General features: G+C 70.9%; 19 protein-coding genes. 9 read left to right on the top strand and 10 right to left on the bottom strand.

Annotated elements, in window-relative coordinates; genetic code table 11:
• Positions 1-10: 10 nt before the first annotated feature.
• The 5 genes from MT346_RS02275 to zapE all read right to left on the bottom strand — a co-directional run bounded on the left by MT346_RS02275 (position 11) and on the right by zapE (position 4,642).
• The gene (locus MT346_RS02275; RefSeq protein ID WP_243561139.1) at positions 11-742 is read right to left on the bottom strand and encodes a hypothetical protein; all 732 of its coding nucleotides are present in this window, start codon (positions 740-742) and stop codon (positions 11-13) included.
• Between the two features lie 5 nt (positions 743-747).
• On the bottom strand, positions 748-936 hold the full coding sequence (locus tag MT346_RS02270) for a hypothetical protein (RefSeq protein ID WP_243561138.1): 189 nt from the start codon (positions 934-936) through the stop codon (positions 748-750).
• Positions 902-2,125 carry a DUF6177 family protein gene (locus MT346_RS02265; RefSeq protein WP_243561137.1) on the bottom strand — a complete coding sequence of 408 codons (1,224 nt, stop codon included), beginning with the start codon at positions 2,123-2,125 and terminating at the stop codon, positions 902-904. The genes MT346_RS02270 and MT346_RS02265 overlap by 35 nt, the downstream gene beginning before the upstream one ends.
• 94 nt (positions 2,126-2,219) lie before the next feature.
• On the bottom strand, positions 2,220-3,494 hold the full coding sequence (locus MT346_RS02260; RefSeq protein ID WP_243561136.1) for an ammonium transporter: 1,275 nt from the start codon (positions 3,492-3,494) through the stop codon (positions 2,220-2,222).
• Positions 3,495-3,637: 143 nt separating this feature from the next.
• Positions 3,638-4,642: a cell division protein ZapE gene (gene zapE, locus MT346_RS02255; protein WP_243561135.1), complete on the bottom strand. Its 1,005-nt coding sequence runs from the start codon at positions 4,640-4,642 to the stop codon at positions 3,638-3,640.
• Positions 4,643-4,771: 129 nt separating this feature from the next.
• Here zapE and MT346_RS02250 point away from each other — a divergent pair, with 129 nt between their 5' ends.
• The 4 genes from MT346_RS02250 (at position 4,772) to MT346_RS02235 (ending at position 7,823) form a co-directional block, all read left to right on the top strand.
• Positions 4,772-5,704: a sulfurtransferase gene (locus MT346_RS02250; protein WP_243561134.1), complete on the top strand. Its 933-nt coding sequence runs from the start codon at positions 4,772-4,774 to the stop codon at positions 5,702-5,704.
• Entirely contained in the window at positions 5,701-6,153 is a 453-nt protein-coding gene (locus tag MT346_RS02245; protein ID WP_243561133.1) for a SufE family protein, read from the top strand. Before MT346_RS02250 ends, MT346_RS02245 begins: the two co-directional genes overlap by 4 nt.
• A gap of 98 nt (positions 6,154-6,251) precedes the next feature.
• On the top strand, positions 6,252-6,818 hold the full coding sequence (locus MT346_RS02240) for an NUDIX hydrolase (protein ID WP_243561132.1): 567 nt from the start codon (positions 6,252-6,254) through the stop codon (positions 6,816-6,818).
• 12 nt (positions 6,819-6,830) lie between these two features.
• On the top strand, positions 6,831-7,823 hold the full coding sequence (locus MT346_RS02235) for a site-specific tyrosine recombinase XerD (RefSeq protein ID WP_243561433.1): 993 nt from the start codon (positions 6,831-6,833) through the stop codon (positions 7,821-7,823).
• Positions 7,824-7,954: 131 nt separating this feature from the next.
• Here MT346_RS02235 and MT346_RS02230 read toward each other — a convergent pair whose 3' ends face one another.
• On the bottom strand, positions 7,955-8,395 hold the full coding sequence (locus MT346_RS02230; protein WP_243561131.1) for a DUF2510 domain-containing protein: 441 nt from the start codon (positions 8,393-8,395) through the stop codon (positions 7,955-7,957).
• A 104-nt stretch (positions 8,396-8,499) separates the two neighbouring features.
• Positions 8,500-9,531: an LLM class flavin-dependent oxidoreductase gene (locus MT346_RS02225; RefSeq protein WP_243561130.1), complete on the bottom strand. Its 1,032-nt coding sequence runs from the start codon at positions 9,529-9,531 to the stop codon at positions 8,500-8,502.
• Positions 9,532-9,586: 55 nt separating this feature from the next.
• Between MT346_RS02225 and MT346_RS02220 the strand changes: the two genes are divergently transcribed.
• Together MT346_RS02220 and MT346_RS02215 are read left to right on the top strand one after the other, a co-directional pair.
• On the top strand, positions 9,587-9,919 hold the full coding sequence (locus tag MT346_RS02220; protein ID WP_243561129.1) for a TraR/DksA C4-type zinc finger protein: 333 nt from the start codon (positions 9,587-9,589) through the stop codon (positions 9,917-9,919).
• 145 nt (positions 9,920-10,064) lie between these two features.
• Positions 10,065-10,487: a TIGR02611 family protein gene (locus MT346_RS02215; protein WP_243561128.1), complete on the top strand. Its 423-nt coding sequence runs from the start codon at positions 10,065-10,067 to the stop codon at positions 10,485-10,487.
• Between the two features lie 240 nt (positions 10,488-10,727).
• Here MT346_RS02215 and MT346_RS02210 read toward each other — a convergent pair whose 3' ends face one another.
• Entirely contained in the window at positions 10,728-11,975 is a 1,248-nt protein-coding gene (locus MT346_RS02210) for an MFS transporter (protein ID WP_243561127.1), read from the bottom strand.
• Between the two features lie 125 nt (positions 11,976-12,100).
• Here MT346_RS02210 and MT346_RS02205 point away from each other — a divergent pair, with 125 nt between their 5' ends.
• The gene (locus MT346_RS02205) at positions 12,101-12,466 is read left to right on the top strand and encodes a helix-turn-helix transcriptional regulator (protein WP_243561126.1); all 366 of its coding nucleotides are present in this window, start codon (positions 12,101-12,103) and stop codon (positions 12,464-12,466) included.
• Positions 12,463-14,028, top strand: coding sequence for a methyltransferase (locus MT346_RS02200; RefSeq protein WP_243561125.1), 1,566 nt, complete (start codon positions 12,463-12,465; stop codon positions 14,026-14,028). Before MT346_RS02205 ends, MT346_RS02200 begins: the two co-directional genes overlap by 4 nt.
• Positions 14,029-14,056: 28 nt before the next feature.
• Here MT346_RS02200 and MT346_RS02195 read toward each other — a convergent pair whose 3' ends face one another.
• A complete protein-coding gene (locus tag MT346_RS02195; RefSeq protein ID WP_243561124.1) occupies positions 14,057-14,920 on the bottom strand; it encodes an NAD(P)-dependent oxidoreductase in 864 nt (287 codons plus the stop codon).
• Positions 14,921-15,146: 226 nt separating this feature from the next.
• The gene (locus MT346_RS02190; RefSeq protein WP_243561123.1) at positions 15,147-15,737 is read right to left on the bottom strand and encodes a TetR/AcrR family transcriptional regulator; all 591 of its coding nucleotides are present in this window, start codon (positions 15,735-15,737) and stop codon (positions 15,147-15,149) included.
• A 144-nt stretch (positions 15,738-15,881) separates the two neighbouring features.
• Here MT346_RS02190 and MT346_RS02185 point away from each other — a divergent pair, with 144 nt between their 5' ends.
• Positions 15,882-18,368: a glycoside hydrolase family 3 protein gene (locus MT346_RS02185; RefSeq protein ID WP_243561122.1), complete on the top strand. Its 2,487-nt coding sequence runs from the start codon at positions 15,882-15,884 to the stop codon at positions 18,366-18,368.
• The last annotated feature ends 360 nt before the right edge of the window (positions 18,369-18,728 follow it).

Genomic DNA, 18,728 nt, shown 5'->3' with positions numbered 1-18,728 from the left:
GCGAGCACCCTCAGCGGTCTGCGTGCGACTGCGACAGCTTTCGCGATGCGTCGACGAGGCGCTCGACGCGCGCGTTCAGTCCCGAGGGGACCCCGACGTTCAACACGTGGATCCAGGAGTCATTGCCGGCATGCTCCACTTGGTACTCAGGCGTCGACGCAACAGAGCATTCCGCCAAGTAGGTGACCAGTCCGAGTTCTTCGACCAAGTCGAGGGTGATGTACGCATCGAGTGCTTCGGCGAGGTACACCCCTGCACGCCTTGGTCGCCAAAGGGACACGAGCTCTCGAAGCACTGCATCCCGACGATTGGACATGAACAGCCCTGTGTCGAGGTGATCTGGGGAGAAGTCCTGCGACACCGACAAGCTCAGCGAGTTCCCCGTGGAGAACTGGGTGCGAGTCGCACCGACGTGGATCGTCAACATCGCAGAAGCCAACTGCCCAGGCGCTGACTCGAGGTGCGCGAAGTACCCATCTTGGGGGAGCGGAGAGCCGTCACTGTTCGTCGCGACGTGCAGGCGGAGGTACGCAACGAGATCGTCGTCCGAGAGCGAATCAAGGTATCCGCAGACTCGTTCTCCGTCCAACAGCGCCAGGTCATGGTCGAACAGGCCACCCAACAGGCGGGCGAGACCAGCAGTGCTGCGAAGTTTCCGCGCGACTTCCTCAAGGGACTCTTCTCGAGGTCCCCAGGACAGTCGGATCATCAACTCTCCGTCTTCCGGCAGAACTACGATCATGCGCGTCAGTCGAACTGCTTCGGGGTCGCCCCGGCGGCGAGCTGCTCGAGCCGTACGCCGACCTCCCTGAGCATCTGCCTTCCGTGATCGGAACCTGGGACGACCCGGTAGTTCGCATTCATACGACGAAGAAAGGCCTCCACCTCATCACCTGTCGCATCATCGACACCGAGCGCCGTGTACTCTTCGCTCATCGCTTTGATGCCCGACACGCTGAAACCATCGATGTAGAAGTCGAGGTAGTCGGCGACCGACTCGTAGTCGTCCCACCAGTACTGATAGAGATTCTCCACGAACCCTCCCAGCATCGGGATCCGACCCGCGTAGTCCCGGTAACCAAGATCTGCGATCGAGCTCATGCCATCCTTCCAACCGGGTCGGGTAGGCCGTCCGTACGACGAAGCCTCCTGGACTGCCCTTGTCCCACAACAACTGCATCCACATCTGCTTTTCGTCTGTGAAGACGCCGTCTTTGAACCGTCGTCCGATGACTCGGTCGAACTCGGCCGTGATGGTGAAGACCCTTGGTGAAGGTTTCGGTTTCATCTGCAACCAGCGCGCGCCGAGCGGAACGGGCATCCCGAGCTGGCGGGCAGCGAGCGTCGCGTCCGGGTGCCCACCGGACCGCCATGCGGTGCCCAGCAGCACGCGCTGACGACGGGCCAGGTCGGCGAGGACGTCGGCGACCGGACCATCCACCACGGGTGCGCCCGTCGCGGTGACCCGCGCCGCGCCTCCTGTCCGGGGCAGGGCCAACCGCGTCTCCTCCGTCACCCCGGTGGCGGACCGGTCGACCCGGATCTCGACGGCGGCGAATCCGCCCGCCACGGCCGCAGACGCGACGGCGCGCGTCGGGCGGGGGGCGCGCCGACGGGCGAAGTCCGTGACGGCGGCGACGCTCCATGGCAGGGTCGCGGGCTCGACCGAGCCCCATGCCGACGGCGTCACACCCGCGAGTCCCTCGAGCAGCAGTTCGGCTGGACGGCCGATCGTGGTCTGCTCGGCAGCCCGGTGGTGGACCGAGACGACCACCTCGGTCCACGCGACCTCGTCCGTGCCCAGGCGGGACGAGCGCGGCGACGACTGGGGTGCCAGCATGGCCGTCGCGACGTCGTCGGCGACCGTGATCGAGCCGGCAGCGCGGTACCGGTCGCCCTCGCGGACGACCCAGGCGCTGCTCGTCCGACGCCGCATCGCGAGCATCGCGGTCGTGATGCGGCTGGTCGACGGGGTGAGGAGCACCACGGCGACGTCGGCGGCCCGGGCGTCGAGCACGAGTCCCATGCGTGCGGAGGACAGCGCGACGACCGCGGCATCGGTCTCGCTGACGACGAAGCCCGGACCGACGGCGTCGATCAACGGGTGCGCGATGCTGACGTCCACGCAGGCACCCTACCGACCCCGGCACGAGTCCGACCCGCGTACGACGAAGGCCCCCGCACTGCTGCGGGGGCCTTCGTCGCGCGGTGGAACCGGGTCAGCGAACCCCGACGGGGGTCTTGTCCGCCTCCTCGTAGAGCACGTAGCCCTCTTCGCCGTGGACCGCGGTGTCGATGCCGGCGACCTCGTCCTCGGTCTTGATGCGGAAGCCCATCGTCTTCTCGATGATCCAGCCGATGAGGAAGGCCAGGACGAACGAGTAGGCGCCGACGGCCCCGGCTGCGGCGGCCTGCTTGCCGAGCTGGACGAACGACCCCGAGTAGATCAGGCCGGTGGTGTTGGCGAAGAAGCCCAGGTACAGCGTGCCGAAGATGCCGCCGACCAGGTGGACGCCCACGACGTCGAGCGAGTCGTCGAAGCCCAGGCGGTACTTCCAGTCGATCGCGAAGCAGCAGACGATGCCGGCCAGGAAGCCGAGCAGGATGCCCCAGCCCGGGGTCAGGTTGGCGCAGGCCGGGGTGATGGCGACGAGACCGGCGACGGCACCCGACGCAGCACCGATCGACGTCGCCTTGCCGTCCTTGAGCTTCTCGATCAGCAGCCACCCGAGGACCGCGGCGGCCGGAGCGGCGAGCGTGTTGATCCAGGCGAGCGCGGCCGTGCTGTTCGCCGCGCCGGCGGATCCGGCGTTGAAGCCGAACCACCCGAACCACAGGATGGCCGCACCGAGCAGGACGAAGGGCGGGTTGTGCGGCTTGTGGGCGCCCTTGGCGAAGCCGACGCGCTTGCCCAGGACCAGCGCGAGTGCGAGTCCGGCGGCACCGGCGTTGATGTGCACCGCGGTGCCACCGGCGAAGTCGATCACGCCCCACGTCGCTGCCCAGCCCGAGGTCAGGTTGAACACCCACGACGCGACCGGGAAGTAGACGACCGTGACCCAGACGCCCGCGAAGACCATCCAGGCGCCGAACTTGGCGCGGTCGGCGATCGCGCCCGAGATCAGGGCGACCGTGATGATCGCGAAGGTGGCCTGGAACCCGACGAACGCCAGGTCGGGGTAGGTCGCGGCCAGCTTGGTCGACTGCGACTGCTCGAACGCCTGGCCGAGCCCGATCTGGTTCCAGTCGATGCTGAAGAACCCGACGACGCCGGAGATGGCGGTGTGGTCACCGGTGTTGGCGAAGGAGATCGCGTAGCCGTAGAGCACCCAGAGGACGCTCACGAGGGCGATGGCCCCGAACGACATCATCATCATGCTGATGACGGACTTGGCCTTGACGAGACCGCCGTAGAAGAACGCGAGTCCCGGCGTCATGAACAGCACGAGTGCCGCCATGATCAAGATGAAGCCGGTTTGGCCCTGATCAAGCATTGTTCACCTCTCGGTTGCAGAAGCGGCTCGGGACCGCGTCGGGTGGAACCGAGTCTGGCGAGGTGGTGTTTCACGACGGAGCACGCTGTGTTTCGCGGGTGTAACGCGGCGGCCCGCCGTGTGAACAGTGTGTTACCGGGACCTCAGGAGGCCCTGCTCAACGCGACGACACGGCTGGCGGCCCGCAGGTACTTCTTCCGGTACCCGCCCTCGAGCATGACCTCGGGGTAGACCCGATCGAGCGGCGAGCCCGATGCCACGATCCGGACCTGTGCGTCGTACAGGCGGTCGACCAGCGCCACCCACCGCAGCGCGTCGGTCTGGTCGGTGAACGGCTGCACGTCGGTCAGCCCGACCGCGTCGAGCCCCTCGACGAGGGCGACGTACTTGGACGGGTGCACGGACGCCAGGTGCGCGACGACGGCGCGGAAGTCGTCGAGCGTGACCGAGCCCTCGGGCAGCGCGGCCGGTACGTCGTCGACGACCCGGGCGGACTCGTCGACCGCGCGGCGCCGGTAGTCGAGGCCGTCGATGCGCATGGTCTCGAACCGGTCGGACATCGCCTGGATCTCGCGCAGGAAGTCCTGCGCGGCGAACCGCCCTTCGCCCAGTGCCCCGGGCGGGGTGTTCGACGTGGCGGCGAACCGGGTGCCGGTCTCGCTCAGTTCCTTGATCAGACGCGTCATCACCATCGTGTCGCCCGGGTCGTCGAGCTCGAACTCGTCGATGCACACGAGCGCCGTGCCGCGCAGCAGGTCGATCGTGCCCTGGAACCCGAGCGCGCCGACCAGTGCGGTGTACTCGATGAACGTGCCGAACGTCTTGCGTCCGGACGCGGCGTGGTACGCGGCGGCGAGCAGGTGCGTCTTGCCGACACCGAACCCGCCGTCCAGGTACACGCCCGACCGCGCAGCGCCCTCGGTCGAGTCGGTTGAGCGGCGCCGCCCGAACAAGCCGCGCCTGGCCGGCTCTGGCCGGGTGGCGACGAACGCGGCGACGGCGTCGCGCACGGCGGCCTGAGACGGGTAGTCCGGGTCGGGCCGGTACGAGTCGAACGACGCGGTGGCGAACTGGGGCGGTGGCACGAGTGCCGCGGCCATCTGCGCGGGGGTCACCTGCGGGTCGCGGTCGACGAGGTGCTGGGGCATGCAGGGCCTTCCGGGGACGAGTCGTTCGGTGTCACGGTGCACCGGGCAGACAGTGGGTCCGCGTACCGTTGTTCCCGACGCCGACCACTGATCCTAGTCCGGCGCCACGACCCACAGAGAGGCACCGCGATGACCGCACCGGTCGACCCGTCCGACACCTTCCGCGACTACGCACACCCGGAACGACTCGTCTCGACCGCGTGGCTCCAGGAGCAACTGGACGCCGGCGCCGTCGGGCAGCCCGGACCTGCCGGGCCGGCGGACCTGGTGGTCGTCGAGTCCGACGAGGACGTCCTGCTGTACGAGACGGGTCACGTCCCCGGCGCCGTCAAGATCGACTGGCACACAGACCTGAACGACCCGGTGCAGCGCGACTACATCGACGGCGACGCCTTCGCACGCCTGGTCGGCGGCAAGGGCATCGGGCGCGACACCACCGTGGTCATCTACGGCGACAAGAACAACTGGTGGGCGGCCTACGCCCTCTGGGTGTTCACCCTGTTCGGGCACCAGGACGTCCGGCTGCTCGACGGCGGCCGGGCGAAGTGGATCGCCGAGGACCGCCCCGTCACGACGGACCGACCCGACGTCACCGCGGTCGACTACCCCGTGGTCGAGCGGAACGACGCGCCCGTCCGAGCGTTCAAGGACGACGTGCTCGAGCACATCGGCAAGCCGCTCATCGACGTGCGCAGTGCCCCCGAGTACAGCGGCGACCGCACGACGGCACCCGACTACCCGGAAGAAGGGGCCCTGCGCGGCGGTCACATCCCGACCGCCGTCAACATCCCCTGGGCCACGGCCGCCGCGCCGGACGGCACCTTCAAGTCCCGCAGCGAGCTCGACGCGGTCTACCGCGAGGGCGCGGGCATCGGCGACGCGGACCAGGTGATCGCGTACTGCCGCATCGGTGAGCGCTCGAGCCACACCTGGTTCGTGCTGCAGCACCTGCTGGGCTACGAGAACGTCCGCAACTACGACGGCTCGTGGACCGAGTGGGGCAGCGCCGTGCGCGTGCCGATCGTGCAGGGCGCCGAACCCGGAAGCCTGCCGACCCGATGACCGACGCCCTCCCCCAGGCCCTCGCCGACATCCGCGACGAGTTCCTCGAACTGTCCCAGCAGGACCGCCTGCAGCTGCTGCTCGAGTTCTCGAACGAGCTGCCCGCGCTGCCCGAGCGTCTGCAGGGCCACGAGGACGAGCTCGAACGGGTCGAGGAGTGCCAGTCCCCCGTGTTCATCACCGTGACCGTCGGGCAGGACGGCGACGCCCCCGACGTGGTCCGGATGCACGCCACCGCCCCGCGCGAAGCACCCACCACGCGCGGGTTCGCGTCGATCCTGGCGCAGGGGCTCTCCGGTCTGACCGCCGAGCAGGTGCTGGCGGTGCCGTCCGACTACCCGCTCACACTCGGCCTGAACGAGGCAGTGAGCCCGCTGCGCATCCGCGGCATGGTCGGCATGCTCGGCCGGGTGCAGCGCCAGGTGCGCGCGCAGGTGGCGGTGCAGTAGACAGCACCACCGACGGACAGGAGGCCCGGTGCCAGCTGGCACCGGGCCTCCAGTCCGTCTGTGGCCGCGCCCACCGCGCGCGCTGGTTGGATGGGGGTGTGACCGACGCACCGATCCATGACGAGCCCACCTCCTTCGACGTGACCCGGTCCGACGTGGTCCACGAGGGTGCGGTGTGGAACGTGCGCCGCGACGACGTGGCCTACGGCGACGGCATGGTCCGCGAGTACATCGACCACACCGGTGCCGTCGCGGTCTGGGCCGAGGACGCCGACGGCCGCGTGCTCGTCATCCAGCAGTACCGGCACCCGGTGCGCATGCGTGACTGGGAGCTGCCGGCCGGGCTGCTCGACCACGCGGGCGAGGACCACCTGGAGGCCGCCAAGCGCGAGCTGGCCGAAGAGGCCGACATCGAGGCCGACACGTGGGAGCCGTTGGTGCGGTACAACACCTCGTCGGGCGGCAGCAACGAGTTCATCCAGATCTACCGCGCACGGGACGTCCGCGCGGCCGCGACGGCGTTCGAGCGCGAGGACGAAGAGGCCGACATCGTCGCTCGGTGGGTGCCGCGATCCGAGGTCGTCGCCGGCGCCCTCGACGGTCGGCTGCAGAACTCGGCGCTCATCGTGGCGGCGCTCGCGGTCGACGCGATCGAACGCGGCTAGCCTGCTGGGGTGATCCCGCTCGACCGTGCCACGGAGACCTACCTGCGGCACGTCGCCATCGAGCGAGGGTTGTCGCAGCACACCCTGGCGGCCTACCGCCGTGACCTGGCGGCGTTCGCCGACTGGGTGGGGGCGCAGCCGGTCGTCGAGTCGGACGGGGCCGACCGTGCAGGGGGTGCGGCCGTCGTGATCGATGTCGGACGGCTGGCACGCGCCGACCTGGCAGGCTTCGTGACGCACCTGGCGACTCGACCGGAGGGCCCGCTCGCGCCACGGTCGGTCGCGCGGATGCTCAGCTCGGTGCGGTCCTTCGCCACGTTCGCCGCGGGGGAGGGCTGGCTGCCACTCGACCCTGGCGCTTCCGTGCGTCCTCCCAAGGCCCCGATGCGGCTGCCCAAGGCCATCTCGGTGCACGACATGGAGCGGCTGCTGCAGGGCACCGACGGGGACGATCCCGTGGCGCTGCGGGACCGTGCGCTGCTCGAGCTGCTCTACGCCACGGGGGCACGCATCTCCGAGGCGGTCGGGCTGTCCGTGGACGACGTGACCACGCTGTCCGTGGACGACGAGGCCGCCGACCTGGACACCGACGTGTCGGTCGTGCGGGTCACGGGCAAGGGGAACAAGCAGCGCATCGTGCCGCTCGGCAGCTACGCGCGCGCTGCGGTGGACGCGTACCTGGTGCGGGCCCGGCCGGTGTTCGCCGTGCGGGGGACGTCGACGCCAGCGCTGTTCCTGGGGGCGCGGGGCTCGCGGTTGTCGCGGCAGAGCGCGTGGCTCGTCATCCAGGCCGCAGCTGCCCGCGCGGGACTTGCCGACCACGTGTCGCCGCACACGTTCCGGCACTCGTTCGCGACGCACCTGCTCGAGGGTGGGGCGGACGTGCGGGTCGTGCAGGAGCTGCTCGGGCACGCGAGCGTCGCGACGACGCAGATCTACACGCTCGTCACGGCGGACATGCTGCGCGACGTGTACCAGACGGCGCACCCGCGGGCGCGGGGGTAGGGGCGGGCGGTTGCTCCGATCGCGTTCGCACAACACAAGTCACACCGCACAACGGGATCCCGTGGCGCCGGGTGATTCCCGTTGTGCGAACAAACCGGCGGGGCCGGCGGGTCACCGGCGGGGCCGGCGCGTCAGAACAGGGGCGTCAGGGCGACCAGGCCCGTGCCGAGGGCGACCACGATCGCGGAGACGGCGACACTCCGCGCCAGGACACGCCACCGACCCGAGGCACCCGGGCGGACCACCCCGACCAGTCCGGCGAGGATCGCGAGCACGCTGAACGCGCCCCACGGGTCGAGCAGCAGGGACGCGATCGCCAGCACCGCCGCCGACACCGCGAACGCGCAGAGCTTCCGCGACGTCGACGTTCCGTACGCCCAGGTCTGGCGCTCGGTCGGCGGGGTCATCACCGAGAACGAGGGGCCGGTCGGCGCGACCACCACGGGTCGCACGGCGGCCGGGTGACGGCTCGGCAGGGGGCGGGTGCCCTCACCCCAGGCGCGACCGTCCCACCAACGCAGTCGGGCGGCGTCCCGGGGGTCCGGGAACCAGCCAGCGGCCGGCAGTGTCACGAGGAGCTCCTGAGGACGAGGGGGTGGTGCTCCTCGACGTTACGGGGAGCACCACGCCCGTCCCAGTCCCAACCCGGGTGTCGGCAGGAAGGGGGACGTACGGGTCAGGCGGGGACGGGTGCCGCGTCGACCTCGGTGAACACGTCCTTGACCGCAGCCAGCAGACGGGCGTTGAAGTCGACGCCGAGCTGGTTCGGCACGGTGACGAGCACGGTGTCGGCAGCGCGGACGGCGGCGTCCGCAGCGAGCTCGGCGACCAGGTCTTCGGGCTCGCCGATGTACGAACGGCCGAAGCGCGCCAGTCCACCGTCGAGGTACCCGACCTGGTCGGAGCCCTCGATCTGCGCCCGGACCCCGAAGTAGTGGCGAGACTCGTCGTCGGTGATCGGGATGATGCTGCGGCTGACGCTGACCCGCGGTGTGCGCTCCCAGCCGGACTCGGCCCAGACACGGCGGAAGCGCTCGATCTGCTCCGCCTGCAGCTGGTCGAACGGCACGCCCGTGTCCTCGGTCAGCAGGGTCGACGACATCAGGTTCATGCCCTGCTCGGCCGTCCACTCGGCGGTGGCACGGGTGCCGGCACCCCACCAGATGCGCTCGGACAGGGTGTCCGACTGCGGCAGGACCGGCAACGAGCCCTCGGCGCCGGTCATCTGCGGGTTCGCGGTCGCCATGGGTTCGCCGGCGATCGCGCGTCGGAAGACGTTCGTGTGGGCACGGGCCAGGTCGGCGCCCGCCGGGTCAGAGGCCTCGGGCACGTACCCGAAGGACTGGTAGCCGGCCTGGGCGGTCTCGGGTGACCCCCGGCTCACGCCGAGCTGCAGTCGGCCACCCGAGATCAAGTCGGCCGCGGCGGCCTCTTCCGCCATGTACAGCGGGTTCTCGTACCGCATGTCGATGACGCCGGTGCCGATCTCGATGCGGCTGGTCTTCGCGGCGATCGCGGACAGCAGCGGGAAGGGTGCGGCCTGCTGCGGCGCGAAGTGGTGCACGCGGAAGTACGCGCCGTCCACCCCGGCCTCTTCCGCAGCGACGGCGAGGTCGATGCCCTGCAGCAGCGCCTCGCGCCCGCTGCGCACACGGGACCCCGGCACGTCACGCCAGTGTCCGAACGACAGGAACCCGATCTTGGTCATGTCGATGCGAACGCATCCGGCAGCACGCCCATTCCACGGGACTACGGTCGGCGCCATGGACGATCCCCGCGCAGCCCTGGACGCCGAACGCAGCCGGTCCGAGCGACTGCTGACCGACGTCGAGCGGAGCATGCGCGATGTCAGCGACGCCCGCGACGGGGCGAACACCGACGACGAGCACGACCCCGAGGGGGCGACGCTCGCGTGGGAGCGCGGCTCGCTCGGCGCGGTGCGTGACGACGCGCGCCACCGTATCGAGCAGGTCGACGCCGCGCTCGCGCGGCTCGACGCCGGCACCTACGGGAGGTGCGCCGTGGGCGGCGAATCGATCCCGGAGGCCCGACTCGCCGCCGTCCCGTGGGCCGCGACGTGCGTCGCGCACGCGTGACGGGCCTGCCATCCAGGTGCCGAGACTCGCCTGGTGCACGCATGACGGGCCTCCCGTCCGGAACGTGCTGACCGCAGGCCGCGTACCCGGCCGATCGGCACCTGCTGCGCCGCGGATTCCCAGCCGCGCGCCCTAGCGTTCCAGCATGGACGGCGACCCGGAGGACCGCACTGCGAGCGCAGTGGACGGCACGCCGCGCCACCGGTTCCAGTGGTTCCACGACATGCGCACGTGGATCCACGCCCGGCCGCACGTGCACCTGTTCTGGAAGGTGCTCATCGGCATCGTCGGTGGGCTCGTCGTCATCATCGGCCTGATCCTGGTGCCGCTGCCCGGACCCGGCTGGCTGGTCGTGTTCATCGGCCTGACGATCCTGGCGAGCGAGTTCCACTTCTTCCACCGGATCATCACGTGGCTGCGAGCGCAGCTGCACCGCTTCTGGGACTGGGCGAAGTCACACGGCCCGCAGTGGCTGCGTCGCGCGGCCGACCGGGGCAAGGCGGACGTCGACTCCGCACACGCCGAGGCGAACCGCAGCATGCGGCGGCCTCCGCGGCCGACGCACTAGCGGCGCTGCGGCTGGGCGACGTCCGGCCGCGCACCGTGCTGCGTTGGCGGGGTGTGGCGCGTCGAGCACCGTGCAAGGTCGACGGCGGGTGGCGGGTTAGTGGCTCGGTGCGAGGTTGTTGCCCGGCACAGGGCGACCAACCTCGCACGGGCCGCGAACCTCGCACCGTGCTGCGGGGAGCGAGCGCGGCGCGAGCGCGAACCTCGCACGGGCCGCGAACCTCGCACCGTGCTGCGGGCGCTACTCGGCCGTGCGGATCGACCCGGTGGCGGTGCGCTCGAGGACCTCGCACGCCTGCTCCTCGACGGTGGCAGCGGCGCGCGACACGAGCTGCAGCACGAGGGCAACCGCCGCCGCCAGCACGATGAACGCCCCGTACCCGGCCAGCACCGGCACCAGACCCACGGCCGGCTCGAGCAGCCCCGCGATGACCGCCGGCACGCCGAAGGCCAGGTAGCTGACGACGTAGATGGTCGACAGCAGCCCCGCACGGTGCATCGGCGCGGCCGTCGCGAGCAGCATCCGCAACGGCGCCTGGAACCCGGCGCCGAAGCCGACCCCCGCGATCGCGCTGCCCACGACGAGCCCGGGCAGCGAGTGCGCGACGACGAAGGCCACGGTGACGATCGGTCCGAGGATGAGTGCGACCAGCCCGATGAGCACGCCGATCCGGGCGTCGACCCGCTGGATCGCGAGGCCGGTCAGTGCACCGATGCCCGTGACGACGGCGATGAGCGCACCGGCCGCGAAGTGGTTCTCGATGCCGAACACCTGGCCGAGCGCCGAGGGCACCAGCGACAGGAACAGCCCACCGAGGGCCCAGCTGGCGATGAGGGCTCCGGCGACGCCGCGGAACAGTGCGCGGGACGACCGCGGCACGGAGATGGTCGGGCGGAGGGAGCGCAGGGCTCCCGGGCGGCGCTGGACCTGTTCGGGGACGATGAACAGCGCGAGCACCATGAGGAACAGCAGGCTGCCGAACAGCACGTAGACGAACTGCTCGGGTGCCGGGCCCCACTCCACCAGGGCGCCGCTCGACATGGCGCCGATGGCCAGGGCGATCGGCGGCACGGCACCGTTCAGCACGCCGGCCAGGGTCGGGTGCTTGACCAGGGAGTTGTCGATGAGTGCAGCACCGAGGGCACCGATGAGCAGCCCCACCGCGACACCCTGCAGGATGCGGTCGAGGATGAGCGCGCCGAGGCCGTCCGCGCCAGCGAACAGGCCGAGCGAGACCGTCAGCGCGAGACCGCCGACGACGAGCACGGGCTTGCGGCCGACGTGGTCCGACAGTCGGCCCGCGATGAGCAGGCTGGCCAGCAGTCCGGCGACGTAGATGGCGAAGACCCCGGTGAGCATGAGCGGTGTGAGGTGCCACTCGGCGGCGTACACGGGGTAGATCGGCGACGGCACGGCCGATGATGCGAGTGCCACGAAGAGCATCGCCGCGATGATCCAGAACCCGGCGACCGAGCGGGCTGACTGCATGAGCGCACCTTCCGTGAGTGGCCATGTACGACGGGAGTCGTACGGATCCAGTACCGCATTGGTACCGCATCCGGCCTGTACGACGCAAGTCGTACAGCGAGGTGAACGGTGGTAGCGTCCGAGGCATGCCCGATCGCGTGGACGCTCCGGAACGGCTGCCCCAGCCGTCGGTGGCCGAGATGGACCTGCCCGTCGTCATGGACGCACTGTCCGACCCGATCCGGCTGGCGATCCTGCACCGCTACCTGGTCGACGCCGCGGGGGGAGCGCGCTCGTGCGGCTGGGTCGGCATCGACCGGCCGAAGTCCACCCTGACGCACCACTTCCGCGTGCTGCGCGAGGCCGGGCTGCTCGAGCAACACCTCGAGGGCCTGACCCGGATCAGCCGTGTGCGCGTGGACGACCTCGAACAGCGGTTCCCCGGCCTGCTCGACCTGGTGTTCGCGTGGCAGGTCCCCGCCGCGCTGATGCGCGAGGACCTGACCGCATGACCGCTCGCGCACACGTGCTGCCCGACGTGGTCGCCGACCCGACGGTCACCACGGCGCTCGCCGCCGACCTGACGGCCGCGGGCTTCACCGTCGAGGGTGTCGACGCACTGTGGGGCGCGGACGCTGCCGCGGCGCTGCACCGCGGCAACCGGGTGGCTGCCCGACGCGGGCTCGACGCCCGCGGGCCCTCGGCGCTCGGGACCCTCGCGACGCTCTTCGTCCTGGGGCTCCCCGTCGCACGCGCTGACGCGGACCAGGCGTTCCCGGAGGCCGGCGTCGAGGAACTCGCGCGCATCGGGATCGTGCGGGCGAACGACGACCAGGTGCACGCCGCCGTCGACCTGCGTCCGTACGCGTTCGTCGACGATGCCGGCGCCGGCAGCTGGTGGATCGTGTCGGACCTGGGGGAGCTGGCCCTCGGCGCAGCGCTCGACGAGGAGCACGTGCTCGGCATCGGGGGCGCCACCACCACGCTGAGCGGCCTGCAGCTCCTCGTGCCCGTGCACCGGGTGCTCGACCTGGGCACCGGCTGCGGCATCCAGGCCATGCACGCGCGGCGCTTCGCGGACGAGGTCGTCGCGACGGACATCTCGCGTCGTGCGCTCGACATCGCCCGGTTCAACGCGCAACTGAACGGCATCGACGGCATCGAGTTCCGTCTCGGCTCGCTGTTCGAGCCGGTGGCCGGCGAGTGGTTCGACCGGATCGTCTCGAACCCGCCGTTCGTCATCACGCCCCGCACCGAGGGTGTGCCGTCGTACGAGTACCGCGACGGCGGCATGGTCGGCGACGCCTTGGTCGAGACCGTGCTGACCGGCCTGGCCGACCACCTGACCCCGGGCGGCACCGCGCAGCTGCTCGGCAACTGGGAGTACCACTGGGGCGTCGACGGGCTCGACCGGGTCCGAGCGTGGTTCGCGGACACCGACCTGGACGCCTGGGTGATCGAGCGCGAGCGTCAGGACCCGAACGCCTACGCCGAGACGTGGATCCGCGACGGCGGCACGAAGCCCGGCTCGCCGGAGTTCGACCGCCTGGTCGGCGCCTGGCTCGACGACTTCGTCGAGCGTCGGGTCACCGGGGTCGGCTTCGGCTACGTCGTGGTCCGGAAGGCACCGACGGGAGGCCCGGTGCAGCTCCGCCGCTTCGAGCGCGTTCCCGACACGCTCGGCTCCAACCCCGCCGGCCTCGGCGCGACGGTCGCCCGGGTCCTGGACGCGGCCGCCTGGCTCGCCGCGCACGACGACGCCGCGCTCGCGGCCGCGCACCTGCGGGTCGCCGGCGATGTGACCGAGGAACGGTACTACTGGCCGGGCAACGACGACCCCACGGTGATGACCCTGGTGCAGGGCGGCGGGTTCGGTCGTCGGGTCGACGCGGACACGGCGCTCGCTGCGTTCGTGGGCGCCTGCGACGGTGACCTGTCCGTGGCCGCGATCGTCGGGGCGCTCGCGCAGATCACCGGGGTCGACGAGCAGGCGTTGGCAGCGGACCTGCTTCCCGCGGCCCGCGACCTGGTGCTCGACGGGCTGCTCGTCCCGGACCCCGGCGCATCGGCCTGACCGGAGACGAGCAGCCGCGTCGTGCGGGTCAGGAGCGGTGGTCGCGCCAGGAGTGCTGCGGGTCGTAGCCGAGCAGTTCGCGGGCCTTGTCGCTCGACAGCAGCGAGCTGACACCGTCGATGTCGCTGCGACGCTCGATGTCCGGCACGAAGCGCTCGACGAGCTCGATCGTGGGGGTGTCCATCACGGTGTCGGGGCTGGCGATCACGAAGGCCTCGAAGCCGGTGAGCTCGCTCTCGAGGGCCTTGCGCACGGCCTGGGCGCCGTCGCGGCTGTCGATGTACGACCACAGGTTGAACGTCTTGGCCTCGGGGGTGGCGTCCCACGGGTACGACGGGTAGTCGGACTCGTCCATGACGTTCGAGAACCGCAGCCCGATCATCTTCAGCGTCGGGTCCCAGCGGGTGAAGTGTCGCGCCATCTCCTCTTCGACGGCCTTGCCGAGCGAGTACGACGACTGCGGGCGGACCGGGAACTCCTCGTCGACGGGAAGGTAGGGCGGGTGGTGCTCGCCCATCGGGATCCCGAGCAGCGTCTCGCTCGACGCCCAGACCACGTTCGTGATCTTGGCCGCGCGGGCGGCGTGGAACACGTTGATCGACGCCGTGACGTTGTTCGTGATGAGCGCGACGTCGGGCACCTGGCCCGGGGCCGGCACCGCCGCAAGGTGGACGACGGCGTCGACGGAGTCGTACCGGTCGTCGATCCCGAGCAGCGCGTTGAGCACCTGCCCGTAGTCGGTCAGGTCGATGCGCACGAACTGCACGCGCTCGGGCTTGTCAGGAGAGGGCACGCGGTCGAGCAGGACCACGTCGTACCCGTGCTCGTCGAGGTCGCGCACCACTGCGCGTCCGAGCTTGCCGCTGCCGCCGGTCACCACTACGCGCGTCATCGCGCCTCCGCTCTTCTCACGAACTGGGCACACGGCCCGTGCCTGTTGGCCTGTCCCATCCTGCCGTGCGGGCCCTGGACGCGGCCAGGCCCTGGCGGTACCTGGCTCGCCGGGGCCGCACCGGGCCTCCCGGCTGACGGACGGACGGACGGGCCGACGGGCCGACGGGCCGACGGGCCGACGGGCCGACGGGCCGACGGACCGACGGACCGACGGACCGACGGCCCTAGGACGCGGCGGCGACCTGCGCGACGGCCAGGCGGGTGACGAGCTCGACGTGTGCGGCCATGTCGCGCGACGGGTCGAACAGCCACTGGATCTGCATGCCGTCCGACACGGCGAGCAGCACGCTGGTCAGTGCCTCGGGGTCGACGTCGGCGCGCAGGCGGCCGTCCTGCTGCATCGCGCGGAAGTCGGCCGCCATCGAGCGGCGGGAGTTCTCGTACCGCTCGCGGAAGTACTCGTGCGCCGGGTGCTCCGTGTCGGTGGCCGCCGCTGCCGACAGGTTGACGAACATCTGCACCAGGCCGGGGACCTCGGCGTTGTGGCGCACGATCGCCGACAGCAGCTCGCTCGGGTCGTTCGCGTGCCAGTCCGTCGCGTTGTCGATCTCGTCGCGGCGTCGCAGGATCTCGACCCAGAGCTCGTCCTTGGAGTCGAAGTAGTGCAGCAGGCCCGCCTGGGTCAGGCCGACCGCGTCGGAGACGTCCTTGATGCTGGTGCGACGGAAGCCCTGCTGAGCGACGAGTTCGAGCGCCACGGTGAGGATCTCCTCGCGCTTGGCGATGCCCTTGGCGTACGAACCCCGTCGTGTCATGGCAGGACTGTACCGCCCCGGCGTGCGCTGTAAAAACCAACTACTGCATGGTTTTGGTGGTAGCGTCGCCAGCGTCGCCGTCGACGGTCCGCTCCAGCTCGGGTCCCGACGCGACCCATCAGCTGGAACGAGAGGACCGACATCGTGACGACCGTCGACAACGTGACCACCGCCTCCGACTCGGGGCCCCTGGCTGAGCGCATCGACGCGCTCGTCGGACGCCTGAGCACCGAACAGAAGGTGCAGCTGCTGACCGGCCGCGACTTCTGGACCACCTGGCCGATCGACGAGATCGGGCTGCGGCCGATGCTCATGTCGGACGGTCCCTCGGGTGTGCGTGGCGAGGTCTGGGACGAGCGCGACCCGTCGCTCAACCTGCCGTCCGCGACCGCGCTGTCGGCCAGCTGGGACCGTGCGATCGCGAAGCGTTACGGCGCCGCCGCAGCCGTCGAGGCCCGCCGCAAGGGTGTGGACGTCGTGCTCGGACCGACCATCAACCTGCACCGATCGCCGCTCGGTGGCCGCCACTTCGAGGCCTTCAGTGAGGACCCCGTGCTGACGGGCGACCTGGCCGCGTCGTACGTGGCAGGCGTGCAGGAGAACGGCGTCGCCGCGACGCCGAAGCACTACATCGCGAACGACTACGAGACCGACCGCTTCACCGCCAGCACCGAGGTGTCCGACCGGGCGCTCCGCGAGCTCTACCTGCTGGCGTTCGAGAAGGCCGTCACCGAGGCGCACGCGTGGGCGATCATGTCCTCGTACAACGGCATCAACGGCGTGACCGCGTCCGAGAACGACCTGCTCGAGACGCCCCTGAACTCGGAGTGGGGCTTCGACGGCATCGTCGTGTCGGACTGGACGGGGGTGCGTTCCGTGGAGGCGGCGACGGCGTCGCAGGACGTCGCGATGCCCGGGCCGAACCCGTGGTGGAGCGAGGGTCCGCTGCTCGACGCGGTGCGCTCCGGCGCAGTGCCCGAGGCTGCGATCGACCGCAAGGTGCACCGCATCCTGACGCTCGCGGCGCGGGTCGGCGCGCTCGAGGGCTTCGAGCCCGTCGCGGCGCAGCCCGTGCACGTCGAGGACGGCATCGCCTTCGTGCGCGAGGCCGAGGCCGAGGGCACCGTGCTGGTCCGGAACACCGGGCTCCTGCCGCTCCCCGACACCGGCGAGGCAGCTCCGACCCGCATCGCCGTGATCGGCCACAACGCCGACCAGGCGCGCACGCAGGGCGGTGGCTCGGCGACCGTCGTGCCGTCATCGGTCGTGTCGCCGCTCGACGGCATCCGCGCGGCGTTCCCCTCGGCCCAGGTCGAGTACGCGCTCGGGGCCGTCGTGCAGCAGGGGATCGCCGAGTTCCCGCTGTCGACGATCACCAACCCGGGGACCGGGCAGCCCGGAGCGCGCGTGGCCTTCGTCCGCGACGGCCAGGAGCTGTACGTCGAGGACCGGCAGGCGACCGCGCTGTTCTGGTTCGGCGGCGACGCCCCGACGCGCGAGGCCGACCGGCTCGACATCGCGACCACGTACACCGCGCAGTCCACCGGCGTCGTCCGGATCGGCGTCGGCGCCGCCGGCCGCTCGCGGATGTGGATCGACGACGCGCTCGTGCTCGACGAGGACGTGCCCTACGAGGGCGACCAGCTCGGTGCCGCCTTCCTGAACCCGCCCGCACGCTCGGTGCCCGTCGAGGTGACCCAGGGTCAGCAGCTGGCGATCCGCATCGAGTACGACGTGGTGCAGGACGAGACGCTCGGCGGGGTGCTGGCCTACCAGTTCGGCACCGAGCCGTCGGACGACGACCCGCGCGTCCTGATCGACGCGGCCGTGGCCGCCGCGCGGGCCGCTGACGTCGCCGTGGTCGTGGTCGGCACGAACTCGAAGGTGGAGTCCGAGGGCTACGACCGGTCCTCGCTGGCGCTGCCCGGTCACCAGGACGAACTGGTCGCAGCCGTCGTCGCCGCGAACCCGGACACCGTCGTCGTGGTCAACGCCGGGTCCCCGGTCGAGATGCCCTGGCGCGACGACGTCGCCGCACTGGTGCTGACCTGGTTCGGCGGGCAGGAGTACGGCAACGCCCTGGCCGACGTGCTGACCGGCGCGCGCGAGCCCGGCGGTCGTCTGCCCACCACGTGGCCGGTCGCCATGGCCGACGTCCCGGTGCTCGACGTCACCCCGGTCGACGGTGTCGTGCGCTACGACGAGGGCGTGCACATCGGGTACCGGGCCTGGCTGCGCGCCGGGGTCGCACCCGCGTACCCGTTCGGGCACGGCCTGGGCTACACGACGTGGACCATCGACGGGATCGCCGCGACGCCGACGGTGTCGGCGGGCAGCGACGCGGCCGTGACGGCGACCGTGACCAACACCGGCGACCGTGCCGGCAAGCAGGTCGTGCAGGTCTACGCATCGCGGGCGACGTCCTCCGTCGACCGCCCCGTGCGCTGGCTGGTCGGGTTCGCGCCCGTCCGACTCGGCGCGGGGGAGTCGACCGAGGTGACCGTCACCGTGCCGGCCCGGGCGTTCGCGCACTGGGACGGGGCATGGGCCCACGAGCCCGGGGTGTTCACGCTGCACGTCGGCACGTCGGTCGCCGCCGAGTCGGGCACGGTCGAGGTCGCACTGGCCTGAGCATCCTGGTCGAACAGCTGGCAATCGATCCGGTTTCCGCGCAACAGCGAGTTCCATTCAGTAACATGCACCTGGCGTCAGTCGGCTGGTTACCGTCGGCGCCCGCACCGACACAGGATCGCCGAGCGTGCGACATGGCCTCCTGATCCGGCCGATGGAGCCCCGGTGATCCTGGTGCGTCAGATGCGCCCCCGCCTCCGTGCGGGGGCGCATCGCTTTCTTGGTCCTGCGGCAGACCGTTTGCGGTACGCGTCCCGTGGTGGCCCCCGAGCGCGACCGGCGATCCGTCACGACCGCCCGGAGTGTGAAATGACGAACCATCACGATTAGCTGGGAGCCGGTTCGCCGTGCTGTGACAAA

Origin of the sequence: Curtobacterium sp. VKM Ac-2922 (assembly GCF_022815645.1) — a bacterium.
Classification (GTDB): domain Bacteria; phylum Actinomycetota; class Actinomycetes; order Actinomycetales; family Microbacteriaceae; genus Curtobacterium.
Note: the sequence above shows the minus strand (reverse complement) of the source record. Positions and strands in the feature narration are given on the sequence as shown.